The 13,330-nt window shown below is 68.0% G+C and carries 16 protein-coding genes; 4 read left to right on the forward strand and 12 right to left on the reverse strand.

Annotation, left to right across the window (positions count from 1 at the left end):
* Positions 1–34 precede the first annotated feature (34 nt).
* The 5 genes from DR843_RS14515 to DR843_RS14530 form a co-directional block, all read right to left on the reverse strand.
* Complete coding sequence (locus tag DR843_RS14515; RefSeq protein ID WP_245934138.1) at positions 35–763, reverse strand: undecaprenyl-diphosphate phosphatase; 729 nt, start codon at positions 761–763, stop codon at positions 35–37.
* On the reverse strand, positions 760–894 hold the full coding sequence (locus DR843_RS20800) for a hypothetical protein (protein ID WP_281268862.1): 135 nt from the start codon (positions 892–894) through the stop codon (positions 760–762). Before DR843_RS20800 ends, DR843_RS14515 begins: the two co-directional genes overlap by 4 nt.
* Positions 894–1,661, reverse strand: coding sequence for a COG4705 family protein (locus DR843_RS14520; protein ID WP_109686939.1), 768 nt, complete (start codon positions 1,659–1,661; stop codon positions 894–896). The genes DR843_RS20800 and DR843_RS14520 overlap by 1 nt, the downstream gene beginning before the upstream one ends.
* 86 nt (positions 1,662–1,747) lie before the next feature.
* Positions 1,748–2,404: a response regulator gene (locus DR843_RS14525; RefSeq protein WP_109686941.1), complete on the reverse strand. Its 657-nt coding sequence runs from the start codon at positions 2,402–2,404 to the stop codon at positions 1,748–1,750.
* A complete protein-coding gene (locus DR843_RS14530; RefSeq protein ID WP_109686942.1) occupies positions 2,401–3,489 on the reverse strand; it encodes a sensor histidine kinase in 1,089 nt (362 codons plus the stop codon). The genes DR843_RS14525 and DR843_RS14530 overlap by 4 nt, the downstream gene beginning before the upstream one ends.
* A 159-nt stretch (positions 3,490–3,648) precedes the next feature.
* On the opposite strand from DR843_RS14530, the gene DR843_RS14535 reads away from it, so the two are divergent.
* From DR843_RS14535 to DR843_RS20605, 4 genes are all read left to right on the forward strand, one after another.
* Positions 3,649–4,068, forward strand: coding sequence for a hypothetical protein (locus DR843_RS14535; protein ID WP_109686944.1), 420 nt, complete (start codon positions 3,649–3,651; stop codon positions 4,066–4,068).
* A complete protein-coding gene (locus tag DR843_RS14540; protein ID WP_109686946.1) occupies positions 4,065–4,826 on the forward strand; it encodes a class I SAM-dependent methyltransferase in 762 nt (253 codons plus the stop codon). The genes DR843_RS14535 and DR843_RS14540 overlap by 4 nt, the downstream gene beginning before the upstream one ends.
* 7 nt (positions 4,827–4,833) lie before the next feature.
* Positions 4,834–5,583: an ABC transporter permease gene (locus DR843_RS14545; RefSeq protein WP_109686948.1), complete on the forward strand. Its 750-nt coding sequence runs from the start codon at positions 4,834–4,836 to the stop codon at positions 5,581–5,583.
* Positions 5,584–5,918: 335 nt separating this feature from the next.
* Positions 5,919–6,809: an NUDIX domain-containing protein gene (locus DR843_RS20605; protein WP_245934139.1), complete on the forward strand. Its 891-nt coding sequence runs from the start codon at positions 5,919–5,921 to the stop codon at positions 6,807–6,809.
* On the opposite strand, the gene DR843_RS14565 is transcribed toward DR843_RS20605, so the two are convergent.
* The 7 genes from DR843_RS14565 to DR843_RS14595 are packed head-to-tail and all read right to left on the reverse strand — an operon-like array spanning position 6,790 to position 13,301.
* Entirely contained in the window at positions 6,790–7,332 is a 543-nt protein-coding gene (locus tag DR843_RS14565; protein ID WP_109686950.1) for a potassium channel family protein, read from the reverse strand. The genes DR843_RS20605 and DR843_RS14565 overlap by 20 nt on opposite strands.
* 55 nt (positions 7,333–7,387) lie before the next feature.
* A complete protein-coding gene (locus DR843_RS14570; protein ID WP_281268864.1) occupies positions 7,388–8,272 on the reverse strand; it encodes an aldo/keto reductase in 885 nt (294 codons plus the stop codon).
* A 30-nt stretch (positions 8,273–8,302) separates the two neighbouring features.
* Positions 8,303–9,049, reverse strand: a complete 747-nt coding sequence (locus tag DR843_RS14575; RefSeq protein ID WP_109686952.1) for an SDR family oxidoreductase — start codon at positions 9,047–9,049, stop codon at positions 8,303–8,305.
* Between the two features lie 9 nt (positions 9,050–9,058).
* Complete coding sequence (locus tag DR843_RS14580; protein ID WP_109686954.1) at positions 9,059–9,943, reverse strand: GNAT family N-acetyltransferase; 885 nt, start codon at positions 9,941–9,943, stop codon at positions 9,059–9,061.
* Between the two features lie 49 nt (positions 9,944–9,992).
* Complete coding sequence (locus DR843_RS14585) at positions 9,993–11,174, reverse strand: ROK family transcriptional regulator (RefSeq protein ID WP_109686956.1); 1,182 nt, start codon at positions 11,172–11,174, stop codon at positions 9,993–9,995.
* Between the two features lie 25 nt (positions 11,175–11,199).
* Positions 11,200–12,519: a sugar ABC transporter permease gene (locus DR843_RS14590; protein ID WP_211310255.1), complete on the reverse strand. Its 1,320-nt coding sequence runs from the start codon at positions 12,517–12,519 to the stop codon at positions 11,200–11,202.
* Positions 12,516–13,301: an ATP-binding cassette domain-containing protein gene (locus DR843_RS14595; RefSeq protein ID WP_109686957.1), complete on the reverse strand. Its 786-nt coding sequence runs from the start codon at positions 13,299–13,301 to the stop codon at positions 12,516–12,518. Before DR843_RS14595 ends, DR843_RS14590 begins: the two co-directional genes overlap by 4 nt.
* Positions 13,302–13,330 lie beyond the last annotated feature (29 nt).

Consider the following 13,330-nt stretch of genomic DNA (forward strand, 5'->3'; position numbering starts at 1 on the left):
CGTCCTTGTAACGAACTGTGCGCCTGCTGTGGCGTCAGGCGAACCGCAGGATGCTGATACCCCCGGCGATCAGGCAGTACACGACGAAGGGGTAGAGCGTGCGGGTGTGGAAGTAGCGGGTCAGGAACCTCGTGGACAAGTACGCGCACACAAACGCGACGATCGAACCCGCGAGGATCTGCCCGCCGATGCCCTGGCCCTCGGGGCCGAAGAGCTCCGGGATCTTCAGGACACCGGCCGCCAGAATCACCGGCGTGGCCAGCAGGAAGGCAAACCGGGTCGCCTTCTCGTGATCGAGTCCGCGCAACAGCCCGGTCGAGATGGTGGCGCCCGATCGGGAGAAGCCGGGCAACAGGGCGATCGCCTGTGAGGCGCCGATGATGGTGGCATTGACCCAGCCAAGGTCGCGCAGCGCCAGACCGCGGCCCCGTGCCCTGCGGGTCAGCAATTCCGCCGCGAGCAGCAGAAAACCGTTGAGGGTCAGGAAGATTGCGGCGTACAGCGGTTTGGCGAACACCACTCGTAACGACTTGTCCAGTGCCAGCCCGATGAGGCACACCGGGATCGTGCCGAGGATCAGCCACCACGCCAACCGGGACCGGGGCGTGGTCAGTCGGCGCTCGCGGGCCAGATCGCCGACGCCGGCCAGGATCGCGACCCAGTCCTTGCGGTAGAAGACGATCAGTGCCAGTGCCGTCGCGACGTGCAGCGCCACGATGAAGGCGAGGTACGGCGTGTGGCCGCGTGCTGACTGTTGGGTCACCAGATCCGACCAACTGCCGCCGATCCACGCCGGCACCAGGATCGAGTGGCCAGGCTGGAGACGGGGAAGAGTTCGGCGACGCCCTGGATGGCACCCATCACCAGCGCCTGGGGATAGCTCAGGTCGGTCATCACACGCTTTCATCGCTCGAACTCACCAGATGGGCCACGCCCTCGTACCGGTTCGCGACCCGGATCAGCATGAGGGTGAAAGCTGCGAACAAACCGAGTGCGACCAGGCCGTCACCCCAGCCGCGACCACCGCCGTGACCGGCCGGCTTGCCCAGATAGTCGGCGACCGAGGCACCGAACGGGCGGGTCAGCACGTACGCCGACCAAAAGGTCACCGTCACACCCCACCGCGCGCGGTGGTGCAGCAGAAGGGTCGCCGCGAACAGCACTCCGAACAGCACCGCGGACGCCAGGTAGCCCAGGCCGAGGCTGAAGGCGGCGAAGTCACCCAGCGCCGTACCCAGTGCGAAAGCGGCACCGACGGCGCACCAGTAGTACACCTCGGGCCGTCCCGCGGTCACGGTGTGGATGTCGATGGTGCCGGTCGCGCGGTGCCACAACAGGAAGACCAGTGCCAGCGCGGCGGCGTAGACGGTGGACGTGACCGGGTAGGGCACCCCGAGGACGACGTGCATTCCGTCGGCCAGCATCGTCCCGAAGACCGCGATCGCGGCGGCGAAGAGCCAGTACGGCACGGGTTGGTAGCTGCGGGTGCGAAGTTGAAGCGCTCCCCCGAGCACCAGCAGAAGCACTCCGACGACACCGGCGAGGACGACACTGCGACCGGCCAGGTAGTCCGACAGCGCCTCACCACCTGCCGTGGTGAGCAACTTGAGGATCCAGAAGTCGCGATCGATCGTCGGAACTTTGATCAAGGGGCCGGACACCTCACGGACAGTAGGCGGCTGACCGGTCGCAGCACATCAGCCAGCGGGCCGAACCTGCCCGCTGCGGGCTACGACCCTGGTCGTACTCAACCAATCAGACCCGCACGGTAGGCCAGGATGACGATCTGGACGCGGTCGCGCAGTTCCAGCTTGGCCAGGATGCGACCGATGTGCACCTTCACCGTGCCCTCGGACAGGAACAGGTGCGCCGCAATCTCGGGGTTGGTCATACCCGACGCGACAAGTCCCAACACTTCGAGTTCCCGGGCAGTCAACGCCTGGGTGATCCGGCGGCGCTCCGCTTCGGTGCGCGGATCGGGCAACGCATCCGCGACGGCGTCGAGCATGGTGCGGGTGACCTGCGGCGAGAGAGCGGCCTCTCCGCCGGCGACCGCCCGGATGGCCGCGACCAAGGCCGGCGGCTCCACATCCTTCAGCAGGAAACCCGCTGCGCCACTGCGTAATCCGGCGAACACGTACTCATCGAGTTGGAACGTCGTCAGGATGATGACCTTGGTCTGCGGTGCCGTTCGGGTGATCTCGGCGGTCGCCGCGATGCCATCCATCTCCGGCATCCGCACGTCCATCAGCACCACATCGGGGTTGTGCCGGCGCACCTCCACCAACGCTTCGCGGCCCGTGCCTGCCTCGGCAACGACCGTCAGGTCCGGCTCAGCGTCGAGCACCATCCGGTAGCCCAGACGCAACAAGGGCTGGTCGTCCGCCAGCAGCAGCCGGATCATCGTGTGCTCACGGGCAGCGTGGCGTGCACCCGCCAACCATCGTCATGTGGTCCAGCCGTGAACCTACCGCCCTGTGCGGCAACCCGTTCGGCCATTCCGGAGATGCCACGACCGGCCGGGTGCGACAGCGGGCGCCGGGCGCCGCGGTCGGTGACGTCGACGGTGACCTGTGGCTCGGCGTACGTGACGGTGACCTCGACGCTCGCCGGACGTTGCGCGTGTTTGAGGGTGTTGGTCAGTGCTTCCTGTACGACGCGCCGCACCACCTCATCGACGTCACCGGGGCCGGGCGCGGCCGGCCCGTCGACGTGGACCCGCACCGGTACACCGGCCAGTCGGATCGGGGCCGCGATCTGCTCCAGACCGGCCGGGACATCGGCGGTGGAAGAGGCGAACACCGTGACGAGAGAACGGGTCTCGGCCAGCGCCTGGCGTCCGGTAGCCGACAGCTGGCGCAGCGCCTCCTCCGGCCGCTGGCCGTGCTCGATGGCGACCTGGGCACCGTCGGCGAGCGCGATCATCACCGCCAGGTGGTGCCCGACCACATCGTGCATGTCACGGGCGATCCGGGCTCGTTCGAGTTGCTCGGCCCGCTGGGTGAGTTGGGCCAGATGCGCTGAGCGTTCCCGCAGGTAGACCCCCAGCAGCACCGCGGCGAGGATCGCGATGTTGAGCAGGATGCCGAGCAGCAACGAGTGCTTCGACCACTTCAGCACGGCGAGGATCACGCCGACCTCGAGGATGACGACCGCAGCAACGACGGCCCATGTGATACGCCGCACGACCAACGTCGTGAGCACCACCAGCAACGACACGTCGCTGAGCACGCGCACGTCGAGCCACCACTGCACCGCAGCGAAGACCGATAGCACCGCGAAAACCGCTACGGGATAACGGCTCTGGACCAGGACGGGTGCGCTCATGGCCACGAGCGCGACCACAACCTTGAGGTTCCAGCCACCGTGCGCGATCACCTCGGGCAGGCCGATGAGCAAGCACCCGAGCGCGAGCAACCCGTCGCGGGCCGATGGCGACAGCGTGCCCAGCCGGTGCGCGGCCGTCGCGACAGGGCTCTCACTGCTCACCCTCTGACCGTAACCGGCAGACCGGGCCTGTCGCGGCGTACTTGCGTCGGAGGGCCCCTACGACCTGGGTCATAGGTGGCGATCGACCCCATCGGAGATCGGTCTACATCTGGCCCGGATTCGTTGCCAGGCGTCGAGGGCGAACCGCACGGTTGCTGGGTGACCACGAAACGCGACTGGCTGATTGCCACCACCCTGCTCGGACTGACCGCCCTGCTCATCGTGCTCCAGGGCCTGTGGGCCGGGCTCTTCTTGTCCACGGACCCTCGCTCCGACTCCTGGGTCCACGTGCACGACCTCGGGGCGTGGGCCACGTTGCTGTGCTCGCTCGCCGCCGCGGCGTGGGTGACGCTGCGGCTGCGCAGTGACCGCCCGCTCTGGATCGGCAGCATCGTGTTGGTGCTCGCCGTCGCCGGCGAGGCGCACCTGGGTGGCCAGATCACCGACAACGGTGACGACGGTCTGACTGCGCTGCACGTGCCGCTGGCGATGGCGCTGGTGGCCCTGGGTGTGTGGCTGCCGCTGCGTGCCGGCCGCCGGGTGCGCGGCGTGCAGACTTCGGCCATGCTGGATGCGTGACCTTCGAGGTGGCCGCGGACGCCTACCAGGCGTTCATGGGCCGGTACGCCGATCCGCTGGCTGACCAGCTCCTGGCCTTTCTCGTGCCGACCCCCGGCCAACGCGCGCTGGACGTCGGCGCCGGGAGCGGCGCAGTGGTCCACCGTCTCGCCGACCTCCTCGGCGCAGACGCCGTGGCCGCGGTCGATCCGTCGCCGCCGTTCGTGGCTGCGCTACGGGAGCGCCTGCCCGACACCGACGTGCGGTTGGCGTCCGCCGAATCGCTGCCGTTCGCCGACGGCGACTTCGACCTGGTCATCGCCCAACTGGTGGTGCAGTTCATGACCGATGCCGATGGCGGCATCGCGCAGATGTGCCGGGTGACGCGGCCCGGTGGTCGGGTCGCGGCGTCGGTGTGGGATTTCGGTGGCGGCCGATCCCCGCTGTCGATCTTCTGGCAAGCGGCCAACGAGCTGTTCGACAACGTCCCGGACGAGTCGGGGCAACTCGGCACGAGTGCCGGCGAGCTGGCGTCGCTGCTGCGTCATGCCGGACTCAACTCGGTCATCGACACCGAACTGGCCGTGGACCTGTCCTTCGACAGCTTCGAATCCTGGTGGCAGCCCTACGAATTGGGCGTCGGCCCGGCCGGGGCGTACCTGCTGACCTTGGACCCAGCGCAACGCGAGTCGCTGCGGCGACGCTGCGCACAGTTGCTGCCGACGTCGCCCGGGCCGCACCACGTGGTGGCCTGGCTGGCCGTCGGCACGCGGGACTGACCGCACTGTGCCGCACGCCGAACACCTGGTCGCCTCGCTGGTCGCCGTTGCGATCCTGGCCGCGATCAGCGCCGCCGTCTTCTGGGCCAACCGGTTGCCGCATCCGCTCGCACCGGTGCTGGCTATTGCCCGCGGGGTCGTGCAACTGGCGATCCTCGCGGTGGTCCTCGGTGGGCTGATCACGTCGTGGTGGGGTGTTGCTCTCGCGTTGGCCGTCATGGCCGGCATCGCGATCTGGACTGCGGCCGGCCGCCTCGGCGGTCCGCACCAGATCCCGGTCGCTGGCACCGCGATGCTGAGTGGGGTCCTGGTCGCCTTGACCGTGGTCTTCGTGACCGGTGCATTGGATGCGACTCCTCGGTACGCCCTGGCCATCGCCGGGATCGTCATCGGCAACTCGATGACGTGTACGACGTTGGCCGGCCGTTCGTTCCGGCAGTCCTCTATCGACCAGTGGGACCAGATCGAGGGCTGGCTCGCAATCGGCGCACGGCCGTCCCAGGCCAACCTGCACGTCGCCCGCACCGCCGCCTACCACGCCCTCGTACCCTCGATCGACCAGACGCGGACCACCGGACTGGTAACTCTCCCAGGGGCTTTCGTCGGAGCGATCTTCGGCGGTCTGTCACCGTTGGAGGCCGGCCGGTTCCAGGTGCTGGTCCTCGCGGCGATCATGGCGTGCAGTGCGATCGCGGCGACCATCACCACCCGGCTGCTGAGCCGCACCGCGATGAAGCCCGTCGCCGCGCCCGCCTAGGACCGTCCTGTGACGATGACAGACCGACTGCAGTTGGCCGAACCTGTCGCGGCGGATCTCCCGGAGCTGTTCACCATCTACTCCGATCCCCTTGTCTGGCAGCACTTCCCCAGCCTTCGACACACCGAACCTGCGCAGACGGAGTCTCTGCTGACCTGCTGGAGCACAAAACCGCATCGGCGAACGTCGCGCGCAAGGTCGGTCTGTCGCTGCAACACCGGGCGCCGGACGCGGGTAACCCCGATCCGCAGGCCATCAGGTTGGTGTACGCCGATCGGCAGCTGACCGACGAACAGCTGGCTGCCGCGTTGGCCTGAGCCCGTTACCGTTGCCTGGTGTCTGTGAATCAGCCTGCTCCCATCATCCGCGTGGTAGCTGCTCTGACGACGGACCCGCAAGGCCGGATCCTGTTGGTGCGTAAGCGAACCTCGCAGGTGTTCATGCAGCCCGGCGGCAAGCCGGAACCCGGAGAGACGGCAGTCGCCGCGCTGCGACGGGAGTTGCAGGAGGAGCTGCAGATCGACGTACCGGAAGCAGCGCTCGACCCGGTCGGCGACTTCACCACGGACACGGCCAACGAACCGGGCCACGTGCTGCACTCCCAGGTCTTCCGGCTGCACCTTGATCAGCCGGTGACGGCGGCCGCGGAGATCGCCGAAGCACGGTGGTTCACGCTGGCCGAGGCGGACGCCCTGGGTGACCGCCTCGCCCCGCTGGCCCGGAAGCTGCTTCCCCGGCTCGCCGAACCCCGGATGCGGCACAGCGTCCGGGCACTGATCCTCGACGAGGACGACAACGTGTTGTTGTTGCGTTTCCGCTGGGACAACCCTGGGGGCGTCACCGAGTTCTGGGCGTATCCCGGTGGGGGCATCGAACCCGGCGAGTCTGCGCTGCAGGCGCTCCAACGAGAGCTGCGTGAAGAAGTGGGATTGGAACTCGCCGAGCTCGGCCCCGAACTGTGGACGAAGACCGCCCACTTCCCGATGGGCCAATGGGACGGCCAGGTCGACCACATCCATCTGCTGCGCGTGCCGCATTTCGAACCACGACCGGGGTTCAGCGAGGATCAGCTCCGCGCCGAGCACGTCCACGAGGTGCGGTGGTGGTCGCCCGACGAAATTGCCCGCAGCACAGCGACGTTCAGCCCGCGATCACTCCCGACGCTGCTGGTGCGACTCCGCGATGAAGGGCCGCCGGACACACCGGTCACGTTGACGGGCTTTTGACCTCCGCGTGCGAGGCGGCCGGCCGACGACGAGCGGCCGTGAAGATCAACCGCGCGACACCGCTGAGCAGGATCAGGTTCAACAGCATCTGGATCGTGACGGCCAATCGCATGGCGTCGGTGCGTGGGGTGATGTCGCCGTATCCGACCGTGGTGAAGGTCGCGACGGTGAAGTAGACCGCGGACACGTGGTCCAGGCGGACGGAGAACGCGCTCGGATCGGCCTCCGACCCGGACAGATACAGCCGGGCGAAGAAGACCAGGAAGACAGCGATGATCACCAGCAACGCTTCCATCGAGCGCACGACGGCGTATCGGGCGTGCCGGATCACCCAGACGGCCATCGCGATGAGCTGCGACATCGCCGCCACGAAGATCAGCAACCACTGCCAGTCCGTGGCGAAGCCGTCGCCGCGCACGGGAACGATCACAAACAAGGCTGCCGCCAACAGCACCACCAGGCAGACGCGGAGCGCCATGAACAACCACGCAGCCGCTGCCCTGGCCTTCACCCGTCCGTCCACGGCTCCCACTGTGACGGACCGGGCAGCGATTTCCGGTCATGGCACGCCGCGCTCCCTACCCGGCGAGAACGCTCAACTGCTCCTTCGTGAGGGTGATCGCACCCACCGCAAGGTTCTCCTCCAGGTGCGCCACCGACGACGTGCCCGGGATCAACAAGATGTTCGGCGAGCGGGCCAGCAGCCACGCCAGGCCGATCTGCGCCGGTGAGACTCCATGGGCCGCGGCAATCTCCTGGACCCGCGCATCGTCGACGACCTTGGGCATGTTCGGGAAGGCAGAACCCAACGGAAAGTAGGGCACGTAGGCGATGCCGGCGGCGGCGCAGCGCTCGAGGACGGGCGCATCGGACTGGTCGACCAGGCTGAACGCGTTCTGGACGCAGGTGATTTCGGCTTCGGCGATGGCCAGGTTGACCGTGTCCAGGTCAACGGTCGAGACCCCGATGCCGCCGATCTTGCCCTCGTCGCGCAGCGCGGCCAGCTCAGACAACTGGTCCTCGATGGGCACCACGTCGTGGCCCTCGTGCTCATCCATCCGGCGCAGGTTCACGGCGGCGATCTGCTCGAGCCCCAGCGTGCGCAGGTTGGCCTCGACGTCGTCCCGGAGTTCCTGCGGGGTCTGCGCCGGGACCCAGTTGCCTTCACCGTCGCGGCGGGCACCGACCTTGGTCACGATGGACAGGTCCTCGGAGTAGGGGTGCAGCGCCTCGCGAATCAACTCGTTGGAGACGTCCGGGCCGTAGAACTGAGCGGTGTCGATGTGATTGACCCCGAGCTCGACCGCTCGCCGCAGGACGGCGATCGCGGCGTCCTTGTTCTTGGGCGGCCCGAAGACACCGGGCCCGGGCAGTTGCATCGCCCCGAAACCGATCCGGTTGACCGGGCGCCCGGCCAGTTCGAAGTCTCCCGCAGCAGCGGCGTTCACCACGTTCTCGCTCACGTGTCGTGAGGCTACCTCCCGTTGCTGGTCCTACCTACCCCCGGAGACGTCGATGAAGGTGCCGGTGACGTACGACGCCCGGTCCGACAGCAGCCACGTCACGGCGTCGGCGACCTCCTGAGCGGTTCCGGCCCGGCCCATCGGTTGCATCGGCCCGACCCGGTCGGCGCGCCGCGGTTCGCCACCGAGGATGTGGATCTCGGTGTCGATAATCCCGGCCCGGATCGAGTTGACCCGGATCCCTTCGGCAGCAACCTCCAACGCCAAGCCACGGGTCAGCGAATCGACCGCACCCTTGCTCGCGGCGTAGTCGACGTACTCGTTCGGCGAGCCCAGCACCGAGGCTTTGGAGGAGATGTTGACGATCGCCCGGGCGCCGACCGGCCGTTCGCGCATCCGCCGGACCGCCTCCCGACAGCACAGTGCCGTACCAATGACGTTGACCTGCAGCATGTTCCGCCAGCGATCCGCGTCAATGTCGACGAAGGAGCTCTGCCGGCCCACGATCCCGGCGCTGTTCACAACAGCGGCCAGGTCGCCGTACTCGTCGACGGTCTGAAACAGTGTCTCGATCGCGGCAGGGTCGGCGACATCGCACTGTACGGCGATCACGGGCGAGCCGGGTGCGTCCAGTTCGGCGACGATCCGGTCCGCGGCGTCGGCATCGGAGCGGTAGGCGAGGATCAGAGTCCGACCCTGCACTCGCGCCAGTTGCCGTGCCGTGGCAGCGCCGATGCCGCGCGTGCCGCCGGTGATGACGTAGACCTCGTTGCCCATGGCCCGAGCCTATGGCGTCGTGACCAGCGAATACTCCGCAGAGTCGGCGAGCGCTTCGAATCCGATCCGGGCGTACACACCGTTGGAGACCGGGTTCGTGACGTCGGTGTAGAGGCAGGCCCGCAGCCCCGCGTCGAGGATCTGTTGGCCGGCGGTCGCGACCACCCACGCGGCGTACCCCTTGCCCCGGAACGGTTTTGGCGTCAGCACCGGACCGATGCGAGCGGACCCGAAGGCGGGCACGTTGATCCCGGTGAGGTGCACGATCTGGCCGTCGACCTCCCAGAGCAGATAGCGCCGGCCCACCTGCAGCTGCTCCCGCACCTCCTGCGCAGTGGCCACGAAGGTCTCTCCCGGATGCAGCGGCCGCGCGGCTTGCTCGGCCGCTTGCGCCATGAACCCGGCCAGCAGCGGCAACAGCCGATCGACGTCATCAGTGGTTGCTTCCCGCAGCGACCCCGCCGGTTGCTGCGGCCACTTCACGGTGGTCAACTCCCACAGCCGCGTCGGCACGTCCTGCACGGCCACTGCCCCGATTGCGCTGGCCATCGCATCGGCGAACTGTTGCACAGCAGGCAACTCACCGTTCGCCGCCAAGGCGGTCTCACCTCGCGCGAGGAGGGCGGCCACGAGCGCACTGACAGCGGCCTGCGGCTGTCCGCCCAACCACACCGAGTGCTCACCCGCCGGATGTGTCCGCATCGCGACCCCGACGATCGAGGCACCATCTCGCACCACGGCGTACCACCGTGGCCAGTCCACCGGCTCGGGCGGGAGCATGGCGCCTCGCTCGGCGTTCGTGGCCAGCACACTCAGCCGCACCGGGTCCGCGGCCAGGTAGTCACCCGCGACCGCCAGGAAGTCCGTTGCGTCCGTGAAGAAGTCCACCTGCATGTCGCGACGGTAACGGCCACGCCGTGGGCGACGCGAGGCAATTTCCAGGTCAGAGGATCGAAAGGTCTCCGGCGAAGAGATCCTCGAAGGCGAGCTCGGCCGCACCCACCAGGATCGGCTCCTCGAGCACGCCCGGCAGGAGGGCCACCGGTGCGGACGCGTCCGCCGTCGCGCCGCGCGCGACACGTCGGGCAACGGCCGGCGCGCAGCGCCGGATGACCTCGCCGAGATGGCCGACGTAGACCACGGCGCTGGGCTCCAGGAAGGTCACGACGTTGCCGGTGGCCACGCCGACCCAGTCGGCCACCTCGCCGAGCACCCGTGCGGCCACCTGATCGCCGCCATCGAAGCGCGCGAAGAGTTCCTCGACGTCGCCAGCTACAAGTCCTCCGCGGCGACTGGCCCGCAACAGGGCTGGGGCGCCTGCGTATTGCTCGAGACACCCCCGGTTGCCGCAGTGGCAACGCCGGCCTTTGGGGTCCATCACCACATGGCCCATCTCGCCCGCGTACCCCGTGGCACCGTGCAACGGCCGGCCGCCCACGAGCACTCCGCTGCCGACGCCGTTGCGGCCCAGCACGCACACCAAGTCGTCGTACCCGCGGCCCGCGCCGCGCAGATGCTCGGCGTACGCGGCCAGATCGGCGTCGTTGACCAGATGCACCTCACGACCGAGTCGATCGCGCATGAGCTGACCGAACGGGACACCGTGCCAGCGAAGGTTCGGTGCGTTGAGCACCCAACCGTCGTGGGTGCGCACCATTCCCGGCACCCCGACGCACAGCCCCACGCAGCGCGATCCGGCTGCCTCACACCCGAGTTCATCGGCTGCTTGAGCGATGGCGTCTGCGACGTCCTCGGGCGCGGGGTGCTTCACCGGATGATTCCAGGTACGACGGGCACGCACCTGGCCGCCGAACCCCACCGCCGCCACCGTCACCGTGCGGACGTCCAGGTCCACGGCGATGACGTGAGCTGCCTGCGGGAGGGCGGTCACGACGTACGACGGTCGGCCGGCGCCCGACTTGGCCGGATCCGGGTGCTCAGCCACCATGCCGCGCTCGGCGAGTTCCCCGACGAGCGCGGCAATGGTGCTGCGGTTCAGGCCAGTAGCGGTCGTGAGCTCACTGCGGGAGATCGAACCGACCTGGTGCAGATGGCGCAGCAACAAGCCAAGGTTGTGCTTACGGATCTGCTCGGGTCGGGCAACCGACCGAATGACGGTGCTCATCGCGGGCCCAGCGTATCGACGTACGTCAGCCGAGTCCGGTCGCGCCCGCCCGCCGACGGCTCAGGGCGTCGACCGTTGCTGCCAGGGCCAGCACGGCACCGGTGACGATCATCTGCCAGGCCGCGTTGTTCTTGCTCTGGATCAGGTCGGACATGCCGTTGATGATGACGGCGACCACCAGGCCACCGACGACCGCGTCGGTGATCTTGCCCTTGCCGCCGAACAGGCTTGTCCCACCGACGACTGCGGCACCCACGGCCAGCAACAGGGTGTTGCCGCCACCGGTCTGCTGGCTGACGCCGCTCTGTGAACCGAGCACCAGACCGGAGATGACCGCCATGGTGGAACAGATGACGAACACCGAGATGCGCACGGCGTCGACCCGGATACCGGCCCGGCGGGCGGCTTCGTCGTTGCCGCCGACGGCGTAGATGTGCCGGCCGTAACGGGTGCGGTTCAGCACGAACGCCAACACGAGCACGAGCGCCAGGATCAGCGGCACCACCCACGGGATGCCCTGCAGCGTCGGCGGCGCGACCTGGACGAGCTTGCCGTCGACGGTGGCGACGCCGGGGGCGGCACCCGAGTTCTGGTTGATGTTGTAGAGGAAGGTCGCGCCGAGGACGACCACTGCGGTCGCCCCGATCTTCAGCGCGGTGACCGCGGTCGGCTCGGTGGCCAGGTTGCGGGCCCGTCGGCCCCGGAGCCGGTTCAGCACCACGGCGGCGTACCCGAGCACGACGAGGATCGCGAGGGCCCAGCCCAACCAGACCGGCATCAATTCGTTCTCGAGCGCATCCAGCACGGGCTGGTGGTAGGACAGCGCTCCGCTGCTACCGACCGTGTTCATGATCAGGATGAGTACGCCCTGCAAACCGAGGAACAGTGCCAGGGTGATCACGAAGGACGGCACGCGCAGTTTGGCGCGCATGACTCCGATGAACAGACCGATGAGCGCACCGACGACCAACGCGACGAGCAGGGCGATCGGCCAGGGCCACTGGTGGAACAGCAGCACCGCGATGATCCCGGCGCCCACGCCGGAGGTGGTGCCGGCGGACAGGTCGATCTCGCCGAGCAGCAGGACGAAGACCAGACCCATTGCCAGCAGGATTCCCGGAGCGGCCTGCGTCGTGAGGGATGACAGGTTGCTGAGGGAGAAGAAGCCGCTGTCGAAGATCGAGAAGATCAGCACCAGGACGAGTAGGGCCGCGACCGCGGGCAGTGAGCCCATGTCGCCGCCGCGGATCCGGGTGATGTAACCACCGATGAACGACTTCAGGTCGCTGGTCGGGACGGTTGCGAGCGCCAGTTCATCTCTGGTCGTGGGGGTTTCGGTAGTCACGAGGAAGCAGCTCCTACGGAAGTGGGGGCGGGCAGACCGATCTCGCCGGAGCGGCCGGTGGTGATCAGCTCCACCACCTGGGTCGTGGTCACGTCCTTGGCGTCGACGATGGCGGCGGTCTGGCCGAGGTAGAGGGCCGCGATCTTGTCGGCGACCTGCATGACGTCGTTCATGTTGTGCGAGATCAGGACCACCGCAACGCCGGAGTCGGCCAGACGGCGGACGAGATTGAGGACCTGCTCGGTCTGTGCGACGCCGAGGGCGGCGGTCGGCTCATCCAGGATGACCAGTTTCGCCTGCCACAGAACGGCTTTGGCGATCGCGACGGTCTGCCGCTGGCCACCGGACAGGCTCGAAACCCGCTGCCGGACCGACTTCAGGGTGCGCACGGACAATGATTTCAGCGCGTCACTCGCGGCGACTTCCATCGAGTCCTCGTCCATGGAGATGCCACGCATCTGCTCGCGGCCGAGGAACATGTTCTGGACGACGTCGAGGTTCTCGCACAGCGCGAGATCCTGGTAGACGATCTCGACGCCGAGGGCTGCCGCGTCACGCGGTCCGTGCACGGAGACCGGGTTTCCGTCGAACAGGTAGTCGCCGGAATCGATGGAGTAGGTCCCGCCGATGCATTTGACGAGGGTGGACTTGCCGGCGCCGTTGTCACCGACCAGCGCGGTCACCTGGCCGGCGTACGCCTCGAAGTCGACGTCGCGCAGCACGTGGACCGCGCCAAAGCTCTTGTTGATGTCCCGCAGTTGCAGGACAGGGGTGTCTGACATGAATTCCTTCTGCCGTCAGGGAGTTCGTG

Origin of the sequence: Branchiibius hedensis (genome assembly GCF_900108585.1) — a bacterium.
Classification (GTDB): Bacteria; Actinomycetota; Actinomycetes; order Actinomycetales; family Dermatophilaceae; genus Branchiibius; species Branchiibius hedensis.